Genomic DNA, 20,238 nt, shown 5'->3' with positions numbered 1-20,238 from the left:
CGGCCGCTCACATAGGGAACGGAGACCGCGATGCGGCAGACCATAATGATGGGCGCAAGCGCGCTCGCGCTTGCCTTCGCCGGGTCGCCGGCTTTCGCCCAGACGGCCGACCCGAGAGGCGAGCCGGAGGCCGCCACTCTGGACGAAGTCGTCGTCACCGCCCGCCGCACCGAGGAGAACATCCAGAAGGTGCCCGTCGCCGTGACCGCCTTCAGCCAGGAGGGCCTTCGCCAGCGCGGCATCGAAACCGGCACCGACTTGCAGAACTTCACCCCGTCGCTCAGCGTCGTGGGCAACACCAACCGCAACCAGGAAAACTATACGATCCGCGGCATCGGCGGAATCGGCAGCCTGGGGACCGGCGGCGGACCGGGCGTCGTCGCCTATTTCGCCGAAGTGCCCTCGACCGCCAGCGGCCCGGGCCTGCTGTTCGACCTGCAGTCCATCCAGGTCCTGAAGGGTCCGCAAGGCACCCTGTTCGGCCGCAACACGACGGGCGGGGCCGTCCTGCTCGATCCGGTCAAGCCGGGCTTCGAACCCGACGGCTATATCGAGGGGACGGTCGGCAATCTGGACCGCCGCTCGGGCCGGGCCGCAGTGACCCTGCCGCTGAGCGACACCCTCTCGCTTCGCCTGGCGGGCCAGTTTGATCAGCGCGAGGGTTTCGTCACCGACGTCAACACCGGCAAGGACTACAACGACCGCAACAACTTCAGCCTGCGCGGCGGCCTGCTGTTCCGGCCCAACGACCGGCTGAGCAGTTATACCGCCCTCAACTATGTCGACATCGATGAGAACGGCCCCGGCACGGTGCTGCTCGCCGTCAACCCCGCCGGCCCGGCGGCCGCCTTGCTCAATCCGCTGCTCGCGGCCCAGCAGGCCCGCGGCAACGACCGGATCGCCCTCAGCGCCGACACCAAGAACGTCAGCCGAACTCTGCTGGCGCTCAACAACACGACGTTCCGGCTCAACGACAACGTCACCCTCAAGAACGTCGTCAGCTACACTCGAACCGCGCGGACTTCGGCTCTGATGGCGACGCTTCAGTTCTGGTGATCAACGACCTGAACGGCGCCATTCCGGGACGATGGAACGTCGATAACGAGACCTGGACGGAAGAACTGCAGGCCCGGATCGAACTCGGGCGTCTGACCTTCCAGACCGGCCTCTTTTATTCCGACACCTCCACAGTCACCCCCCTGACGTTCGTCCAGCGCGCCAATCTTGGAGCCGTCAGCCTGGTTCAGGACAGCGCCCACGCCAACGATAGCTCCAAGGCGGTCTACGGCCAGTTCACCTATGCGATCACGGATACGCTGACCGCCAACGCCGGCTATCGCTATACCTGGGACGAGTTCGGCGGCGACATCAGCATCTACATCCCACAATTCGGCAACGCCTGCGGCACCAATCCCGGCTTCGCCTTCCCCAACTGCAGCCGCGCCTTCGACGGCGAGAGCGACGGCGACACCTGGCAGATCGGCCTGGACTGGCAGGCCACGCCGGACACACTGATCTATGGCGTCAGTCGGCACGGCTACAAGAGCGGCGGCATCAACCCGTCCGTCCTGCTGGTCAGCGCCACAAGCCCCCTGTTCCGCGTCCGGCCCGAGACCGTCACCGACGGCGAGATCGGCCTGAAGCACGACTGGTCAGCCTCCGGGATCAACGCGCGCACGAACCTGTCCGCCTTCTACATGAAGTATGAGGATATCCAGCGCAGCGACTACGCCCTGATCGGCGGGTTCAATACCCAGCTGATCACCAACGCCGCCGAGGCGACGGTCAAGGGCTTCGAGTTCGAGGGCGTCATCCAGCCCATCGCGCCGCTAACGCTTACGGCGACCTATTCCTACAATGACGCGACCTACGACAAATACATCGACGGTCTTAGCGTCGATCGTAGCGGCTTCCCGTTCCAGTATGTTCCCAAGAACAAATACAGTCTCGACGCCAAGCTCTACCTCCCGGTCCCCTCGACGATCGGCGACGTCAGCCTGCGCGCTTCCTATGCCTGGCAGGACGACCAGCAGGTCGCTTCGGACCTGCAACCCTTCGGCGTGATCCCGGCCTATGGTCTGCTGAATGTTCGCCTGGACTGGGAGCATATCGCGGGATCGGACGTCGCCCTTTCGCTCTATGGGACCAATGTCACCGACGAGGAATATCGGGTCACCTCGAACGCCACCTACAACACGACGGGTCTCGTCGGTGCGGCCTATGGCGATCCGCGCCAATATGGCGTGACCCTGCGCTACAGCTGGTAGGAGAGACCGCCATGACGATGACGCCCAAGCTCGGTCGAAGCGGGAGCGCGATCGCGGTCCTGGCGTTCGCCGCCGTCCTGTCGGGCGCCGCCTGCAGCACCCCGGCCAACGCCGATCTGCAGCCGGCCCAGGCCGCCTTCGCCGCTCGCGCCACGGCCCAGCAAGCGACGGACGTCGATGTCCGAACGCGGGCCGACGGCGGCTTCACTGTCAACGGCCGGCTGGACGGCGATCATTTCGCCATGGCCGTGCCGTCTAACTGGAATGGCCAAGCTCTGGTCTTCGCTCACGGATATTCCGTGCCCGGCAGCGCGATCGCCGTGTCGAAAGATCCGGTCGAGAAGGACCCCTCCGGCGGCCTGATGACGGGCGCCTACGCCCAAGGCTTCGCCGTCGCCCACAGCGATTTCGACAAGGCCGGGGTGGGCGTGGAATCCGCCGTGGAGAACACGCTTCGCTTGCGGGCCTTCCTCGGTCGCATGGGCGTCACGGACGCCTATGTGGCCGGCGGCTCCATGGGCGGCAATGTCGTCATGGCGATCATCGAGACGCATCCCACCGCCTTCAAGGGCGCCCTGTCGGGATGCGGCCTGATCGATAACTGGAGCGACGAGGTCGGCCTGCTGATCGATCTGCGCGCGCTCTACAATTTCTACACCCGCGACACCGAATACGCCCTGCCGGGAGAGACGGACATCAGACGTTCCGCCATCTCGACCACCACGCCCGACGCCATCGGTCTGCTGGGCGACCCTTATCGTCTGCTGCAAATGAAGCGGATCGCAGACCCGATCGCCGCCCTGTTCAAGGCGGCGCGCGATAGCCCCGGCGGGCGTGAAGACCAGATCATCGCCAAGATCGCCTCGATCACCGGCGTGACCCCCGAACCGGCGTCTCTGATCGTCCCGATCATGACCGTCAGCCTGGGCATGGACGACATGAACGCCACCTTCGGCGGCTTCATCTACGACAATTCGGCCAAGGTCTACGCCAGCCCGCTCCTGTCGTCCGAGGAGAGCCAGCGGCTGAATCGTGAGATTGCCAGGATCACGGCTGATCCTGCGGCCGTCGCCTATGCCGATCGCTGGCGGCGCTCGACAGGGCGCTTCAGCACGCCGCTGGTCGCGCTTCACAATCGCGTCGATTCCCTCGTTCCCTACAGCCAGTTCGAAGGCCTCGTCCGAAAGACGCAAGCCGCCGGGAACGCCGATCGCCTCCTGGCCATCACTGTTCCTGAGATCAAAACGCCCCTGCCGGGAACAGGCCTCGAAGGGATCGCGCACTGCGGCTTCACCCCGGCGCAGTTGGGCGCTGCCTTCGACGCCTTGCAGGCCTGGACCACGACCGGTCAACGGCCGACGCCGGTCATGCCGCCCCCCGCTCCGGCGCCCTGATCCATGGCGCTTCGTTTCGCCCATCCGGCGCCGGAGGCCTACGCCTATCCGCTGCTGATCCGGCATCTGCTGCACAGCGCTCTGGACGCCCGGAGCGGTCAGGAGATCGTCGGTTCCGACGGGCGCCGCCACGGCTATGAGGCGCTGTCGCAGCGCGTCGGACGTCTCGCCGCCGTCCTCGCCGAACACGGAGTCGAGCCGGGCGATGTAGTGGCCGTCATGGACTGGGACAGCCACCGCTACCTTGAGGCCTATTTCGCTGTCCCGATGATGGGAGCTGTTCTGCAGACCGTGAACGTGCGTCTGTCTCGTGATCAGATCGCCTACACCCTCAACGACACCCGCCCCCGCGCCCTCATCGTCCACGCGGACTTCGTCGCCGAACTAGAGGCGTTGCGAACGGCGCTGCCGGGGGACTGCATCGTCATCACCTGCCATGACGGAACGGCCGCCTCCGTCGCAAACAGCCTCGGCGACTACGAGGCGCTTCTGGCCGCGGGGAGTGAGACCTACGACTTCGTCGATTTCGACGAGAACGCCCTGGCCACCACCTTCCACACCACCGGAACGACGGGCCTGCCCAAGGCTGTGACCTTCAGCCACCGACAGCTGGTCCTCCATACCCTGGCGGTCGGGCTGGCCATGGGGCAACAGCCTTGCGAACAGGGTCTGTGGCGCGGGTCGGTCTATATGCCGGTGACGCCGATGTTCCATGTCCATGCCTGGGGCCTGCCCTATGTGGCGACTCTGCTGGGGCTGAAGCAGGTCTATCCCGGCCGATACGTCCCGGCGCGCTTGCTGGCGCTGAAGCGGGACGAGGGCGTCACCTATTCGCACTGCGTGCCCACGATCCTGCAGATGATCCTGGACGAGGCCGGACCCGACGCCCGGCTGGGTCCCTGGACCGTCATCATCGGCGGATCGGCCCTGCCGGAGTCGCTGCTCTGCGCCGCCGCCGCTGTCGGGATCACCGCCGTGGCAGGCTACGGCATGTCGGAGACCGGTCCGGTGCTCACGCTCTCGCGCCACGAGGACGATGACGCTCGCCCGCCTGAGCAGGTCCGCCGCTGGGCCGGCCGTCCCATTCCCCTGGTCCAGGTCCACTTACAGGACGAGAACGGCGACAACGTCTCGGACGAAAGCGGCGCCCAAGGCGAGGTCGTGGTGCGCGCGCCGTGGCTCACCCAAACCTATCCGAACAGCGCCGAGGCCGGCGCCGCCCTCTGGTCTGGCGGCTGGCTCCACACCCAGGACGTCGCCACTCGTGAGGCGGCGGGCGACCTCGTCATTCGGGACCGACTGAAGGATGTGATCAAGACCGGAGGCGAGTGGGTCTCTTCGGCCGAAATCGAGGACCTGGCTCTGCGGGACCCGGACATCGCCGAGGCGGCGGTCGTCGGCGCCCCGGATCCCCGTTGGGGCGAACGGCCTGTGGTGTTCGCCGTCGCCCGAGAGGGCCGTACGCCGCAGCTGCAAACGCTCAAGGATCACATGACCCCTCTTGTCGCAGCAGGGCAGCTCAGCCGCTGGGCCGCGCCCGACCGCCTCATTCTCATCGACGCCCTACCCCGGACCAGCGTCGGCAAGATCGACAAGAAGGCGTTACGTCTTCGCCTCGGAGACGATGTCCTCGACAGCAGGAGCTTCTGATGCGCTCACTCAGCCGACGCGCCGTTCTGGCGGCCGGAACCCTCGCGGCGGCCTTCGCCCCCCGAGCCGGCGCTGCGGCGACCGCCGTTGCGCCGTTACGCGACGGCCGCCACGCAAGCGCGACGCCCTTTCTGTGGGGCGCGGCCACGGCAGGCCATCAGGTCGAGGGCAACAATGTCGCCAGCGATGTCTGGCTGCTGGAACAGGTCAAACCGACCCTGTTCAGCGAACCGTCGGGCGACGCCTGCGACAGTTTCGAACGCTGGCGTGAAGATATCGAGATCGTGCGGTCGCTGAACCTGAACGCCTATAGGTTTTCGGTCGAATGGTCGCGTATAGAGCCCGCCGAGGGACAGGTTTCCCTGTCGGCGTTGGACCACTATCGTCGTATGGTCCTGGCCTGCCGCGAAGCGGGACTGGCCCCGATCGTCACCCTCAGCCATTTCACTTCGCCGCGCTGGTTCGCGGCCAAGGGCGGGTGGTTACATCCGGATGCGCCAACGGTCTTCGCGCGTCACGCCGAGCGGGTCATTCGCCACCTGGGCGAGGGCGTCAGCCACGTCGTGACCTTCAACGAACCCAACCTTCAGCTTCTGGGCGAATGGGGCAGGACGCCCGACCCGGCCGTGCGACAGACCATGACCGACATGCTGGCGGCGGCGGCGAAGGCCAGCGGGTCAGACCGTTTCTCACTAATGAACACGGGCGACGCGGCGGCCATGGTCGCGCCCGTTCTTGAGGCGCATCGTCAGGCCCGCCAGGCGATCAAGGGGGTCCGACCGGATCTGCCGGTTGGGATGACCCTGGCCATTCCCGACGACCAGGCCGTGGGCCCAGACAGCCGGATCGAGGAGAAGCGGGCGACGGTCTACGCCCCCTTCTTCGTAGAGGCGCGCCAGGACGATTTCCTCGGTGTCCAAACCTACAGCCGCAGCCTGATCGGCGCTGAGGGACCGCTGCCGGTCCCTGAAGGGGCCGAACGGACCCAGATGGGCGACGAATTCTATCCGCAGGCGATCGGCGCTTCGATCCGTTATGCCCATGCCCAGACCGGCCGACCGATTCTGGTGACCGAGAACGGGTTGGCGACCCAGGACGATACGGTGCGCGCCCGGTTCATTCCCATAGCGACGGCGGCCGTTCTCGCCGCCCGCGACGAGGGCGTGCCGGTGATCGGCTACCTGCATTGGTCCCTGCTGGACAATTTCGAATGGTTCTCGGGCTATAGTCCCAAGTTCGGCCTCGTCTCGGTAGATCGGGCCACGTTCAAGCGGACGATCAAGCCCAGCGCACAGATTCTGGCCCGCATCGCGCGGTCGGACCTGTCCCGATAAAGGAGCCCATGTCGCCATGTTGATCCGCACCTGTTGCGCCGCTCTGGCGCTGCTGATGACGACCCCGCCGGCCGTGGCCCAGACCACCGCTGTCCTCGACGACCCGTCCACAGCGCATCTTCCACCGATCGTCCTGCCCTATTCCAACTTCGCCAGCCCGGAGGCGCGGACCCTCGCCGGCCGGTTGATGCATGAGCCGCCCTTCGTGCTCGGCGACGACATCGCCAAGGCGCGCGACCACTACGGCCGCTACAACGATGCGCGCCTCGCCGAGGTGAGAGCGCTTTACGCCAGCCGCGAGGACCGTCAGACCCTGGGCGGCGTGCCGGTCGATATCGTCGTCCCCAGCCAAGGCGTTTCAGAGCGAAACGCGGACCGCGTCCTGATCAATGTCCACGGCGGCGCCTGGATGTGGGGTTCCGGCAGCGGCGCCCTGGTGGAGGCCATTCCCATCGCCGCCGTCGGTCGGATCAAGGTGGTGGCCGTCGACTATAGGCTCGCGCCTGAGCACCGCTATCCCGCAGCGTCCGAAGATGTCGCAGCGGTCTATCGCGAGCTCCTCAAAACCTACCGCCCGGAGAATATCGGTCTGTACGGCTGCTCCGCCGGCGGGGTCGTCGTGGCCCAGGCGACCGCCTGGTTCCAGACCCACGACCTGCCGACGCCCGGGGCGATCGGCACCTTCTGCGGCACCGGGTCGGGCTATGGCGGCGACAGCGTCTTCCTGGGCCAGGCGACCACGGGCGGAACGGCCCCGCCGCCCGGCGCCGCCGATACGATCGGCATCCCCAACCCCTATATGGAGGGCGTGGCGCTCGATGACGCTGAAGCCTATCCGGTAACCGACGCCGCCGTCATCGCGCGCTTCCCGCCCACCCTGCTGCTCGCCGGCGCCCGCGACTTCGCGGCCTCGACCCTGACGACCATGCATCGTCGCCTAGCCGCCGTCGGCGTCGAGTCCGAACTCTTCCTGTTCGACGGGCTGTGGCACGCCTTCTTCGTCTGGCCTGAGTTGCCGGAATCGAAGGAGGCGTACGGCCTGATCGCCCGCTTCTTCGACCGCCATCTCGGCGTGCCTCGACAAGCGCCTCCTCCCGCCTCCTGAGCCTCGCCCTTCGTTCGTGTTCTGTCGAACGGAGGGCGTCTTTTTTCCGTTCAGAAACCTGGCGTCCTTGCCCGCAGATTGGAGATCTCGACGATGCGTTTCGCGAAACCCCCATTTGGACGCCTGCTGCTGGTCGCCCTGGCGGCCTCCAGCCTGGCGGCGCGCGCACCCGACCAGACCCCGGCTGATCTCTACGGTCCGTTGTTCGAGGCGGTTCAGTCACAGAGGATTTTTCCGGACGGCAAGACCTTCGTCGATGCCGTGCCCCGTCTGCCTGTCGACCGGATCATGGCCGATTACGCCGCTTCACCGCCGGCCGACGCCGCGGCGCTGAAGGCCTTCGTCGACGCCCGCTTCGTCATCCCCGGAGATACGCCCGCGCCGGACACGCCGCCCGTGCCGCAAGGCTTGGATCTGAAGGCGCACATCGCCGCCTTGTGGCCCATTCTCACCCGGCCGGCGTTGACGCCCGAACCTGGCTCCTCCGCCCTGGCCATGCCGGCGCCCTATGTCGTTCCCGGCGGCCGCTTCCGCGAAATCTATTACTGGGACAGCTATTTCACCATGCTGGGCCTGAAAGCCGACGGCCAGCAGCCGCTCATCGAGTCCATGCTGGAGAATTTCGAGGCCTTGATCGCCAACCACGGCCACATCCCGAACGGCGCGCGAACCTATTATCTCAGCCGCTCCCAGCCGCCCTTCTTCGCCCTGATGGTGGGGCTGTCGGAGCGCACCGACCCCGCCTCGCGGCGAACCCAACTGGAGGCCATGAAGCGCGAACACGCCTTCTGGATGTCCGGCGCCGCTTGTGTGACGGCGACGGCGGCTTGCGAGCATGTCGTGCGGATGCCGGACGGCTCACTGCTCAATCGTTACTGGGACGCACGCGAGACGCCGCGCGACGAGTCCTGGGCCGAGGATGTGGCGACCGCCGCCTCGGCGCCCGATCGCGCGCCACGGGAGGTTTACCGAGAGCTGCGCTCGGGCGCGGAAAGCGGCTGGGACTTCAGCTCCCGCTGGCTTGATGATCCGCAAGATCTGGCGACGATCCACGTCACCGACATCGTCCCGGTCGATCTGAACAGTCTGATGTGGTCGCTTGAAACCCGGATCGCCGCCCACTGTCGCGAACTCGCAGAGCGCGCCTGCATCCGTGAGTTCGGCCGGCGAGCAAACGACCGCCGCCGCGCCGTGCATCGGTATCTCTGGAGCGCTCGCGAGCGGCGGTTCGGCGACTGGGACCAGCGGACCGGCAGGATGACTGAGGCCGTGTCCGCCGCAGGGCTCTACCCTCTCTTTGTCGGCCTCGCGACACCAAATCAGGCGCGAGGCGCGGCGCAGTCCACCCAAGAGACGCTCCTTGCGCCGGGAGGCCTACGAACGACGGTCGTTTCGACCGGCCAGCAGTGGGACAGCCCCAACGGATGGGCGCCCCTTCAGTGGGTCGCGGTCGCCGGCCTGGATCGCTACGGCCATCGCGAAACGGCGGACACAATCACGGCGCGCTGGCTCGCCACGGTCGATCGCGTCTACCGTGAGACAGGGAAAATGCTTGAGAAATACGACATCGAAGACCAGCGCCCCGGCGGCGGCGGCGAATACCCGCTTCAGGACGGATTCGGCTGGACGAACGGCGTAACCCGCGCGCTTCTTGATCGTAGTCCGAACGCACTCCAAGACGCCAGGCGGCCCGTACCCTGACTGTGCAGGCTTTGGACGAGACGGTCGGGAACGGATGGATCGACGCTCGCTAGCCCGTTCGATGTTCATAAAGGCGAAGGTCGAACGTATTAGGATTAGAGATCTAAAGCGAGATCGCCTTCCTTGAGCAAACCTGTGACGCCCCGATTGCTGGATACGACGGTGAGCGCGGGGCCGGGTCTGCGTTCCAGGATTGTCGAACGGCCAGGCCTTGCGCTGGCGCCGGCCGATCTCGCGGTCCTGATCGAGGATGTTCGGTCGATCGCGAGCAGCGTTCTAGGCGACCGCGATCTGACCTACGGGATCTTCGTCGGCGATCCGGAGACTCTGTCCCGGACCGTGCTGACGGTGGTCTATGAAAAGAAGAGCAGACGGCCCGTCGCCTTCAACGCCCTGGCCATTCTGGATGCCGATCTGGGCGGCCGGCCGGTGGAGATACTGCACCTGGGCCTGGTCATGGTGCGTCCGGATGTACGTGGAAGCGGTCTGTCCGCAACCCTCTATGGGCTAACCTGCGTGCTGCTGTTCGTGCGCCGGCAATGCCGGGCCGTCTGGGTGTCCAGCGTGACCCAGGTGCCGGCCGTCGTCGGCATGGTCGCCGAGACCTTTTCCGACGTCTATCCCGCCAGGCCGCCCGCGCGCCGATCCTTCCAGCACGAGAGACTGGCGCGCCAGATCATGGGCCGCTGGCGTCATGCCTTCGGCGTCGGCGAAGAGGCCGGTTTCGACGCGGATCGGTTCGTGATCACCGACGGCTATACCGGCGGTTCGGACGAGCTGAAGAAGACCTTCGAGACCGCCGCCAAACATCGCGACGCGATCTACAACGACCTCTGCGCCGCAGAGCTGGACTATGGTCGGGGCGACGACCTGCTTCAGATCGGTCAGATCGATATGCGTGCCGCCAGCCGTTATCTCGCCAAGGTGGCCCCGTCCGACACCGTTCCCGGCCTGCTCGGTCGGTTCGCCCTGCTGATGATCCAGGCGGCCCTGCTGCCGCTGGTGCACTGGCTCGATCACACTCAACCCTGGGGGAGTCTACGCGCATGGAAGACTTGACCGCCTTCGACTACGCCGAATTCACCACCCGCAATCTGGGCTTCGTCACCGAGGCGGAACAGGCGGCCCTGAAAGGCGGCGCCGTGTTCGTCGCGGGCGTCGGCGGCATGGGGAGCGCCTGTTTTCTGGCCCTGGTCCGCGCGGGCGTGGGGCGGTTCGCCGTCTGCGACATCGACGTGTTCGAAACCTCCAACATGAACCGTCAGGTCTTCGCCTTCACCGACACGGTCGGGCAGGACAAGGCCGAGGTCGCCTGCGCGGCGGCGCGGCGCATCAACCCCCAGGTCGAGATCGAGCGTCTGGGCGCGGCGTGGGTGGATCAGGTCGCGGACCTCGCCGCGCGTTACCCGGTGATCGTGAACGGAACCGACGACATCGCCGCCGGCATCGCCCTGTATCGTGCTGCGAAAACGGCAGGCGCGACGGTGATCGACGCCTATGCCTCGCCCCTGCCCTCCGTGATCGTCGTGCGGCCGTCCGACCCGCGACCGGAGGCGCGTCTGAAGTATCCGACGCGCGGCAAGGCGCTGGATGCGATCCGGCCCGAAGACCTGCGAGCCAGCTTCATGAAGGAGCTCGAATACGTCATGGTCCATTCATCATCGGCCCATCACGTCGATCTGGACGCCGCAGCCGCCCTAGCCGCCGGGACGGCCAAGCGGATGTCCTTTGCGCCGATGGTGATCTCAACCGGCTGCCTGATGGCCTATGAGGCGCTGTGGCTGCTGATGGGCCGCCGATCCAGGACCGATTGCCGAGGCTGGTTCCTCAATGCGTTCGCGGGCCGGACCGAACGGCCGTTGTGGGGTCCGGTCGCCGCCGTGAAGGGCCTGATCGTGCGGGCCTTCATGGCCCGGCTGCTGAAGGGCGCCGCATGATCCGCGTCGAGACCCAGGCCCTGCTCGACGGGTTCGCGGCAGCGGGTCTGGCGGCCTATGTCGCGGCTTTGCTCGTGCGCCGCGCCGGCGGTCCGTTGACGCCGCGGCTGGTCTTCCTGTTCGGGGTCATGTCGGTCTTCTACGGCGTCCGCAGCCTGGCCGTCCGGACGGGCCTGCCGATCTTCGAAGGCGCGACCTACGCCGCCATATCGCTCGCCCCGCTGGCGGCGCTACTGCTGGCTGAAGGAGTACTTCGCCGTCATGCGCCACGCGCGATGAAGATCGCTGTCTTCGCGGCGTCCGCCTTGGGTCTGGGTTTCGCCCTGTTCACGACCAGCCATGTCGCCTTCGGCTCTCGCATCGCGCTGGCCGTCATCATCCTTTCGTCGCTGGTCGCCATCCTGATCCTGCTATGGGCAAGAGACCGAAAGGCCTTGTCCCGCGCGGAGAACGGCGCCGTCCGCCGTCTCGCCGTTGGCCTGGCCATCGTCATTCCGTTGATCGGCACGGACTTCTCTGAACTGGTGGCCTCGCCCATCGGGTTCAGCCCCATCGCCGCCCTCGTGATCGTCCTGCTGGCCCTGTCGAACGGGGTCAGCGATGCGCGCGACGTGTGGATCGACGTCGCCGTGATCGTGGCGACGACCCTGGCCCTGACCTGCGGCCTGATCGAGCAGCTGGATGTTGGCGCATTAGGCGACCGGGTTCGACTGTTCGCCCTGATCGGCGCGGCCCTGATCACCATGACCCTGGTGGTCCGCATCCAGCCGTTCGGCGCCGCCGGTCGGCGCACCAGTTTGCGCCAGCGCCTGGCCTCGGCGAACACCCGATCCCTGGACGGCTTCCTGGGCGACCTGACCAAGGAGCCGATGCTGAAGGACCTTTCGGTGCTGTCCGAACACGATCTCGCCGACTATCGCCCCAAGGCAATGGCGCAGACGCTGGAGCGCCAGCCTCTGTGGAGCGCGGCCGCCCTGCAGGCCGGTGCGGGGACGATCGACGAGGCCGAACGCGAGCCGCTGCTGGATCTTCTGGCGCGATCGGACGCCACCCATGTCGGGCTGTTGAGCCGCTCGCCGGTTCGGATCGGCCTCGTTCGTTTGCCGGATCTGTTGCGCAACACCGAGGTTGAGATCGATCTGGGCCTCGCCTTCCGAATGGCGCAGTTGACGGCGGAGAACCGCCAATGACCGACCCGACCCTGGACCTTCGCGAGGGCGATCTGGAAGGCTTCTTCCGGGTTCCGTTCGAGATCTATCCCCCCGACAGCCCCTATGTGACGCCGATGCGTGCGGATCTGGAGCGGTATCTAGATCCGGCGCGCAACCCCCTGATGCGCGACGACGGCGGCCGCCTGACCTTCTTCACCGCCTGGCGAGACGGGCGTCCGGTCGGGCGGCTGACGGCCCACACCCATCCGTCCTCGAACGCGCGTCACGGCACGCGACGCTGTCAGTTCGGTTATTTCGACTGCGAGGACCGTGTCGAAACCGCGCGGCTTCTGTTCGACGCGGCCGAGACCTTCGCGCAAGGCGAAGGCTGCGATGAACTGGTCGGCGCCTTCAACCTGACGGCCATGCAGCAGGCCGGCGTCCTGACCGAAGGGTTCGAGAACCAGCCCTATACCGACATGATCTGGGGCGCGCCGCATCTGCCGCGCCTGCTGGAAGCCTGCGGCTACTCACCCGTATTCCCGATGTCGACGTTCGAGTTCGATGTCGGACCGAACACCGCCGACGCCCTGTTGGGCGACAGGCAGCGCGCGGTGCTGTCGGACCCTGACTGGACGTGGAAGCCCATCAGCCGCAGCGCCTTCAAGGCCCGGTTCGAGGAGGCCCGGCAATGCCTCAACGACGGCTTCAGCGACAATCCGATGTTCGTGCCCCTGACCCCGGCCGAGTTCGACTTTCAGGCCGGCGAGATGATGTGGATCGTGGATCCCCGCATCGCCTGCGTCGTCCACTACAGGGGCGAACCTGCGGGGGTGGTGATCTGCATCCCGGATCTGAACCCGTTCCAGAAAGCGACGCGCGGTCGGATGGGACCGATGACCCTGGTCCATTTCATCCGAGAGCGGCTTAGGCGCCGACGCGCGGTGATCATCTTCTATTCGGTGAAGCGCGCCTTGCACGGACAGGGCTTGAACGGCGCCATGCTGCACCGGGTGATCAAGGCCCTGTTCGCAGGCGGCTACAGACAATGCGGCGTGACCTGGATCGCCGACGAGAACACCGCGTCGCTGCGCCAGATGGAGAAGCTGGGCGCGCGGCGGCTTCAGCGGCTGAACCTGTTCAGGAAAGACCTGCGATGACGCTGGATGCAGAGACGCTCCGGACGCTGGTGGCCGAGGCCGCCCTTTCGCCGAGCGTGCACAATACTCAGCCGACGCGGTGGCGGCTGGCGCCCGACGGCCGGGTGCAGGTGCTGGAGGACGAAGGCCGCAGGCTGCCCGTCGGCGATCCCGAAGGCCGCGACCTGAACGTCAGCCATGGCTCTGCGGTGGAGGGGTTCTGTCTCGCCGCCGGACGGCGTGGGCTGATCGTCGATGTCGTACATGACGGCGTCCACGTCGTTGAACTGACCGTCCGCCCTGGAGAGGCTTCCGATCCGCTGGCGGCGTATCTGACGCAGCGGCGAACCTATCGCGGAAAGTTCGAAGGCGGTCAGGCCGCTCACGCCGCACTGGCCCGACTGGAGCGGAGCGACGACCTGATCGTCGTCCAAACCCCGCAGCCTATCACCGAACTGGCGCGCCTTTACGATGAGGCCAGCCTGCGCTGGTTCCGCAACGCCTCCTATCGGGCGGAACTGTTGTCATGGATGCGGCTGTCGAGACGCCATCCGTCCTGGTCGCTGGATGGGCTGAACGCAGAGGCTATGGAAATGTCCGGGATCGAGGCCGTCGGGGCCGGCGTCGTGTTGAGACCTGGGGTATTCGAGACGTTGGACCGGGTCGGCCTGGCCGGCGCCCTGATCGCGGAGGCGGCGGTGGTGCGCAGCGCCTCGGCCATCGTCCTGTTCCATCGCCCCGCGAACGAAGCGCCTTTCGACACAGGACGACGGTTTCATCGCGCCTGGCTCGGTTTCACCCAGGCCGGACTGTCGGCCGCGCCGATGGCGGTGCTGGCGGACGATGTCGAGGCGCGCGCACGTTTGCAGGCGGATTTCGAGACTGGCAGCGACCGTCGCCTGATCACCGCCTTCCGGCTGGGGATCGCGCCGGCTCGCGAGCTGGCGCCCAAGCCCCGCCTCGGGCTAGACGCCCTGATCGTCTGAGCTAGAGGCCCTTTAGATATTCGATCAGGTCCCGGCGCTCGGCGACCGTCAGGCCTTCGATCTGGGCTTCATGACCGCGATTGGATCGGCCGGGCATGCGGGTGTCGAATACGGCCGGCTGAGACCAAGGCGTGTAGCCGGTTGGATAGACCCGCACCCCGCCCTGATCTTGGCCCGCAATGCCGACGGCCGCGAAGTCCAGCCGATGACCCCCGACGAGAAACCGTTCGGAACGCGGTTCGAGCAACAGGAACTGCGCCAGCGTCGGCACAGAGCCGTTGTGCATATAGGGCGCCGTCGCCCACAGGCCGGACAACAGGGTGGCGGCGTATTCGCCGGTGGGTCTGGCGTCCAGAACCTTGTCATAACCGCCGTTGGCGGCGTAGCGCGTCAGGTCGTTGGTGAAGGCCGCCGCCCGCACGGGATCGGATCCGACATGGCCGTGCCAGTTCGGAAAACGCTGAAGACGGGGGCGGTCTATCGGACCCGAATAGACGCCATGGCAAGACGAACAGGCGCGGTCATAGACCACCGCCCCTCTCCCCGCGCCGGCCCGGTCGACCGGACCCGGAAAGGCCTGCGGGCGACGCGTCTCCAGCCAGGCGAAGGCGCGTTCCGCATCCGGAATCTGACGATGGGCCCCGCGCGGCGACTGACCCATGCTGGGCACGGTGAAGAAGCTGGTGATGGCCGCCAGGCGGTCGCGGTGCTCCGGCGTCAGATCCTCGCGCCCCATCGACCGCCAGCGCGACTGGCCCTGCGGCGCATAGGCGCCGTCGTACAGCAGGGTCGAACGGAAGCTGCGGTCCGCAAGATCCGGGATGGAGGTGAAACCGGCCTCCTCCGCGCTGGACAGGGTGTGGCCCTGCAGCTTCAACGCGGCGATCCCGTTCGTCAGGCCGGGCGAGCCGTTGACAAACGGCAGGGGACTGCCGCCGTCGGGAACCTCGGCCAGCCGTCGCCGCGCCAGCGGAATGACCGCCCAGCGCAGGCTGGCCATCTCCCACGCATCGGTCTCGGGAAAGAGCGTCCGAACCGCCGCAAGAAGCTCGGGCGTATCGCCGCTCCGACGTTTGAGGGCCTGAGTTACGGCGCGGGTATAGGCTTCCAGGTCCAGGCTGGTGTTGGGCGATCCCAGCCAGGCGGTCGTCGGTCGCGGCGACCCGTCAGCGGCATAGGCAGGCCCGGCATGGCACGAGGCGCAGCCCAGATTGGCGACCGTCACCTTGACCGGCGGCAGGCCCGGCGTGACTTCGCCGACGCTGATGCCCAACGGATGGTCGCGGCTGGGCATGATCGGCACATCGGCGCCCTCGATCCGCTCGGGCCATAGGAAGCCGAAGGTCTGGAGCCTTGCTTTGAGATGCGCCTGACTGACCTCGCCCCCCTGCGGATCGTCAAGCACCAGGGCCGCCGCCACCAGCTTCCACGGCACGGCCACGGTGTCCAAGGCCCTGAAGTTCACGGCCCCGAAATCGTGCCGCGCGAACGCATCAGCCCCGCTGACCGGCGCCCTCGCGAGCGGCGCGGACGCGGCCAGCAGGAGGAGACACAGGCTCAAACCGATGCGCAGTTTCATGCTTGATCTCCCCGGTTGACAAAGCGATCAACCGCCTTTGCAAAAAACCTTGTGCTGTTCCCGGGCGCACGATGGCCGAACTGGTCGATCAGGAGCCGCTTTGCCACCTTTTCACGTACCGATGCTGATGAAATGTGAAGCCCGCGCCACCCAACATTAGCGCTAACGGTCGGATCGTTCCAAATCTCCAGATAACTCCGGAATTTCGAACTACTGAGATGAGTGGCTGACGGGACGAAGTCCAAACTACAAGCCCAAGGCCGCAATCAGGGTCGTGAACGACCGCGTCATCATACGCTGGCAAAGCCGAGTTTAACGGTAGCGTCGCCTAAGCTCCGCGTTCCGACTTCAGCAGAAAGTAAGGCAGCAAGCCGGCGACAACCTTCCGGCTGGCGTCGTCGTCTTGATCAAGCATGTTGCGCAGCGGAGGTCCGATCAAAGCCTCTCCGAACGCGCTTAGAGCGATGAACAAGACAGCTGCGGAAAGCTGGTTCTGCGACGGATTCAAGGGGTCGCCGAGCTTGTCCTGAATGGCTTGGACCAGCCCGTTTACGGCGGCTCTAACCGGCTCCAGATGGGTAAGATCGCCTTTCAAGACGATCCAGGCGGCCAACTTGCCCGCGCCGCCTTCGGCGAAGGCGTCGAAGACGGCGTTGATAAGTTCAAGCGGCGCGCCCTCGTCCGTTCGCAAACGTGCGATGGCCGTATCGAGCGCGTTCGACAGATCCGCCACCATCGACCCCATCAGCGCCGACTGGAGCCCTTCCGCCGATCCGAAGTGATGGATCAGATTGGCGTGGGTCACGCCCAGGTCATCGGCCACCGCCTTGAGCGTGACAGAATCCGGCCCCCCGGCCAGCAAACGCGCACGAGCGCAGGCCACAGCTTCCAGCCGGGCTTCATCGGGAGTGCGTCGACGACGACGGACACGCTCTATTGACATCAGTGTTAGTTACATCCATGTAGATAGCAGATTGGTTAAGCGCACTGACGGGAGAGAGCAAGTGACGGCGGAACTATTGATCGACGACGCGATGTCGCCCGCACCCTCGCGGACGTCTGGACGGCTTAAACCCCGGCGTGTTCAGCCGCTTCGGGCCTTTCGCGCGCTGCGACGCCTGATCGCCGACAAAGAAGACACGACCCAGGTGTTCGAGATCATGAACGCCTTGGCCGGAGGGTCGGTCAGGCGCGGCTATCACAAGATGCTGGAGCAAAACGAAGGCTCTCGGCAGGCCTTCCTGATGGTCGAGCTGGCGGACCGCCTTCACGATCGCGCCTGGCTGGAATCGCTGCCGTCCGGTTCGGTGGGCCGGGCCTATCTGGACTTCATCGACGAGCGCAATCTGTCGGCCTACGGCCTTGCGGGCGAGAGCCAGAAGGTCGCCGACAGCGAGATCGAGGCCGCCCATCCCTATGCCTGGTACGCGCGACGCCTGCGCGACGTCCACGACCTGTGGCACATCCTGACCGGCTATCGCACCGACGCCTTGGGCGAGGCCTGCGTGGTCGCCTTCTCCCTGCCGCAGACGCGCAGCACCGGGTTCGGCCTGATCGCGGCGGGGGTCGCCATCGAAGCCGCCAAGGCGCGAACCGGTCACCCTTGTGCGCGCGCCATTCTTCAGGCCTGGCGTCGTGGGCGCCGGGCGGCCTGGCTGCCGGGTCTGGATTACGAGGCCTTAATGGCCGAACCTCTGCATCAGGCGCGCGCCCGTTTGGGCCTAGCCGGGCCGACGCTTTACGATCAGATTCCGGTCGAGGTGCGCAATACCCTCCTGGTCGCGGCCTGATGCTTCGCGTCGCCGTCGCCATGATCGCTGGTCTGATGGTGGTCGGACCCGCGTCGGCTCAGGACAGTCCGCTCCTTGGGCGGTGGCGCACCGCCGCCCAGGGCGGCGTGGTCGAAATCCACCGCTGCGGCGGCGCCCTGTGCGGCCGCGTGGTCGATGCGGCGCCGCTTCGGCGCAATCCGGACCAGACGGATGTCCGCAATCATGATCCGGCGTTGCGGACGCGTCCCCTACGCGGGTTGCGGGTTCTGGACGGGTTCACGGGCGGTCCGACGACCTGGACCGGCGGCCCGCTCTATGACCCGGACAGCGGCCAGCGCGCCGGTCGGGGCAGTCTGACGCTGGTCGAGCGCGACCGGCTTTCCGTGCGCGGCTGCATCGCGCCCCTGCTGTGTCGCACCCAGACCTGGACCCGGTCGCCTTGAAGCGCGGCGGTCACGCCATGGATCTGCCGGCCGCGCGTCCGGTGAAGATGCAACCGCCCAGGAAGGTGCCCTCCAGGGCGTTGTAGCCGTGGGCGCCGCCGCCGCCGAAGCCGGCGGCCTCGCCGGCGGCGAACAGACCTTCCAGCACCGATCCGTCGGGCTTGAGAACACGGCTGTCGAGATCGGTCTGAATCCCGCCCAGGCTCTTGCGGGTCAGGACATGCAGTTTGACGGCGATCAACGGCCCTGCATCGGGATCGAGAATCCGATGGAGTTTGGCCACCCGCGCCAACCGGTCGCCCAGGTAGCGCCTGGCGTTATGGATGCCCTGAACCTGCAGATCCTTGGCGAAGGGATTGTCGATCTGGGCGTCGCGGGCCTCGACCACCCCCCGCACCATGTGCGCGTCCAGCAGAGGCGTCGGCGTCAGGGCGTTCATTCCGGCGACCAGGGTTTCGAGATCGCCGGCGACCACGAAATCCGCGCCCTGCGCCTTGAAGGCCTCCACCTCCGGCGATGCGCCCTTGCCCAATCGCGTCCTGAGCACCCGCAGCCAGTGGCCCGAGGTGATGTCGCCGTTCTGTTCGGAGCCGGAGAGAGCGAACTCCTTTTCTATGATCGCCTGGGTCAGGACGAACCAGGAGTGGTCGTGCGCCGCCAGGTCAGGCGTGGTCCGCAGATGGCGCAGGGTCGACAGGGTGTCGTAGCCCGGCAGCGCCGGGAACGGCAGACGACGCCCCAAGGCGTCCAGCCACACCGATGACGGCCCCGGCAGGATGCGGATGCCGTGTCCGGGCCAGATCGGATCCCAGTTCCGGATGCCCTCGACATAGTGCCACATCCGGTCGCGGTTCACGAGACGCGCGCCGGCCGCCTCGGCGATGTCCAGCCCCCGTCCGTCGACATAGGCGGGCACGCCGGTGATCATCTCGCGCGGCGGCGCGCCCAGTCGCGTCGGCCAGAGGCGTCGCACCTTTTCATGGTCGCCGCCGATGCCGCCCGTCGCGATCAGAACCGACGACGCTCGCAAGGTGAAGGGGTCTGTCGCATCCCGATTGGACGGCGCTCCACGCGGCGCGGCGTCCGGCGCCAGGCGAACGCCCGACAGGCCGGTCACACGTCCCGCCTCCACGATCAGATCGTCCACGCGGCAGCGCCAGTAGAAGGTCAGCTTCCCCTGCGCCTCCGCCTCCAGCGCGCGCGCCGCGAACGGACCGCTGACGCCGGTGCCCGTGCCCCACGCGACATGAAACCGGGGCACGGAGTTGCCGTGGCCCGCAGCCCGGCCGTCCCCGCGCTCAGCCCAGCCGACCATCGGCGTCAGGCGAATGCCGTGACGACGCAGCCAGCTGCGTTTCTCGCCCGCTGCGAACTCGACATAGGCCCGTCCCCAGCGCGCCGCCCATTCGTCTTGCGCCAGCGGGCCGTCCAGCCGGTCCCAGCCGGCGCTGCCCTGCCAGTCGGACCAGGCCAGATCGAAGCCGTCGCGCACGCCCAAACGGCGCTGTTCGGGACTGTCGACCAAGAACAGACCGCCGAACGACCAATAGGCCTGACCTCCCAGATTGGCGGCGTTCTCCTGATCAACCACCGCCACCCGACGGCCGGCCTGGACCAGTTCGTTTGCGGCGACCAGACCGGCCAGACCCGCCCCGACGATCACGGCGTCATAGTTCATCCCGCCCCCTGAGTTTGGCAGCTCAACGACCTCGACGTTGACCGTCTCTTCGGGCGACCGTCAACCAACATTACTGTCAATATGTATTGACATGCTGGTGAG

The 20,238-nt window shown here is 66.7% G+C and carries 17 protein-coding genes; 14 read left to right on the top strand and 3 right to left on the bottom strand.

What is annotated here, in order from left to right; genetic code table 11:
- The first annotated feature begins 30 nt into the window (after window positions 1–30).
- The 12 genes from ACK4MH_RS03255 to ACK4MH_RS03200 all read left to right on the top strand — a co-directional run bounded on the left by ACK4MH_RS03255 (window position 31) and on the right by ACK4MH_RS03200 (window position 14,664).
- Window positions 31–1,056, top strand: a complete 1,026-nt coding sequence (locus ACK4MH_RS03255; RefSeq protein WP_409714697.1) for a TonB-dependent receptor plug domain-containing protein — start codon at window positions 31–33, stop codon at window positions 1,054–1,056.
- Window positions 1,053–2,267 carry a TonB-dependent receptor gene (locus ACK4MH_RS03250; RefSeq protein WP_409714694.1) on the top strand — a complete coding sequence of 405 codons (1,215 nt, stop codon included), beginning with the start codon at window positions 1,053–1,055 and terminating at the stop codon, window positions 2,265–2,267. The genes ACK4MH_RS03255 and ACK4MH_RS03250 overlap by 4 nt, the downstream gene beginning before the upstream one ends.
- An 11-nt stretch (window positions 2,268–2,278) precedes the next feature.
- Entirely contained in the window at window positions 2,279–3,661 is a 1,383-nt protein-coding gene (locus tag ACK4MH_RS03245; protein WP_409714691.1) for an alpha/beta hydrolase family protein, read from the top strand.
- Between the two features lie 3 nt (window positions 3,662–3,664).
- Entirely contained in the window at window positions 3,665–5,311 is a 1,647-nt protein-coding gene (locus ACK4MH_RS03240) for a long-chain-fatty-acid--CoA ligase (protein WP_409714688.1), read from the top strand.
- Window positions 5,311–6,645 (top strand): glycoside hydrolase family 1 protein, encoded by a 1,335-nt coding sequence (locus tag ACK4MH_RS03235; protein WP_409714685.1) that lies wholly within the window; start codon window positions 5,311–5,313, stop codon window positions 6,643–6,645. Before ACK4MH_RS03240 ends, ACK4MH_RS03235 begins: the two co-directional genes overlap by 1 nt.
- A 16-nt stretch (window positions 6,646–6,661) precedes the next feature.
- Complete coding sequence (locus ACK4MH_RS03230; protein ID WP_409714683.1) at window positions 6,662–7,750, top strand: alpha/beta hydrolase; 1,089 nt, start codon at window positions 6,662–6,664, stop codon at window positions 7,748–7,750.
- A gap of 93 nt (window positions 7,751–7,843) precedes the next feature.
- Entirely contained in the window at window positions 7,844–9,451 is a 1,608-nt protein-coding gene (gene treF / locus ACK4MH_RS03225; RefSeq protein ID WP_409714680.1) for an alpha,alpha-trehalase TreF, read from the top strand.
- A gap of 123 nt (window positions 9,452–9,574) precedes the next feature.
- Window positions 9,575–10,510, top strand: coding sequence for a hypothetical protein (locus ACK4MH_RS03220; RefSeq protein ID WP_409714678.1), 936 nt, complete (start codon window positions 9,575–9,577; stop codon window positions 10,508–10,510).
- A complete protein-coding gene (locus ACK4MH_RS03215) occupies window positions 10,498–11,388 on the top strand; it encodes a HesA/MoeB/ThiF family protein (protein ID WP_409714675.1) in 891 nt (296 codons plus the stop codon). The genes ACK4MH_RS03220 and ACK4MH_RS03215 overlap by 13 nt, the downstream gene beginning before the upstream one ends.
- Window positions 11,385–12,578: a hypothetical protein gene (locus tag ACK4MH_RS03210; protein ID WP_409714672.1), complete on the top strand. Its 1,194-nt coding sequence runs from the start codon at window positions 11,385–11,387 to the stop codon at window positions 12,576–12,578. Before ACK4MH_RS03215 ends, ACK4MH_RS03210 begins: the two co-directional genes overlap by 4 nt.
- Window positions 12,575–13,699: an N-acetyltransferase family protein gene (locus tag ACK4MH_RS03205; RefSeq protein ID WP_409714669.1), complete on the top strand. Its 1,125-nt coding sequence runs from the start codon at window positions 12,575–12,577 to the stop codon at window positions 13,697–13,699. Before ACK4MH_RS03210 ends, ACK4MH_RS03205 begins: the two co-directional genes overlap by 4 nt.
- Window positions 13,696–14,664 carry a hypothetical protein gene (locus ACK4MH_RS03200; RefSeq protein WP_409714666.1) on the top strand — a complete coding sequence of 323 codons (969 nt, stop codon included), beginning with the start codon at window positions 13,696–13,698 and terminating at the stop codon, window positions 14,662–14,664. Before ACK4MH_RS03205 ends, ACK4MH_RS03200 begins: the two co-directional genes overlap by 4 nt.
- 1 nt (window position 14,665) lies before the next feature.
- Here ACK4MH_RS03200 and ACK4MH_RS03195 read toward each other — a convergent pair whose 3' ends face one another.
- Complete coding sequence (locus ACK4MH_RS03195; protein ID WP_409714663.1) at window positions 14,666–16,243, bottom strand: hypothetical protein; 1,578 nt, start codon at window positions 16,241–16,243, stop codon at window positions 14,666–14,668.
- 328 nt (window positions 16,244–16,571) lie between these two features.
- Window positions 16,572–17,186, bottom strand: a complete 615-nt coding sequence (locus tag ACK4MH_RS03190; protein ID WP_409714661.1) for a TetR/AcrR family transcriptional regulator — start codon at window positions 17,184–17,186, stop codon at window positions 16,572–16,574.
- Window positions 17,187–17,391: 205 nt separating this feature from the next.
- On the opposite strand from ACK4MH_RS03190, the gene ACK4MH_RS03185 reads away from it, so the two are divergent.
- Together ACK4MH_RS03185 and ACK4MH_RS03180 are read left to right on the top strand one after the other, a co-directional pair.
- The gene (locus ACK4MH_RS03185; RefSeq protein WP_409714658.1) at window positions 17,392–18,033 is read left to right on the top strand and encodes a Coq4 family protein; all 642 of its coding nucleotides are present in this window, start codon (window positions 17,392–17,394) and stop codon (window positions 18,031–18,033) included.
- Window positions 18,033–18,458 (top strand): DUF2147 domain-containing protein, encoded by a 426-nt coding sequence (locus tag ACK4MH_RS03180; protein WP_409714655.1) that lies wholly within the window; start codon window positions 18,033–18,035, stop codon window positions 18,456–18,458. The genes ACK4MH_RS03185 and ACK4MH_RS03180 overlap by 1 nt, the downstream gene beginning before the upstream one ends.
- Window positions 18,459–18,468: 10 nt before the next feature.
- On the opposite strand, the gene ACK4MH_RS03175 is transcribed toward ACK4MH_RS03180, so the two are convergent.
- On the bottom strand, window positions 18,469–20,136 hold the full coding sequence (locus tag ACK4MH_RS03175; protein WP_409714652.1) for an FAD-binding dehydrogenase: 1,668 nt from the start codon (window positions 20,134–20,136) through the stop codon (window positions 18,469–18,471).
- Window positions 20,137–20,238 lie beyond the last annotated feature (102 nt).

It is taken from the genome of Brevundimonas sp. (genome assembly GCF_046295075.1).
GTDB lineage: Bacteria > Pseudomonadota > Alphaproteobacteria > Caulobacterales > Caulobacteraceae > Brevundimonas.
The sequence above is the reverse complement of the archived record's forward strand: the minus strand, read 5'-3'. Positions and strand labels throughout refer to the sequence as shown.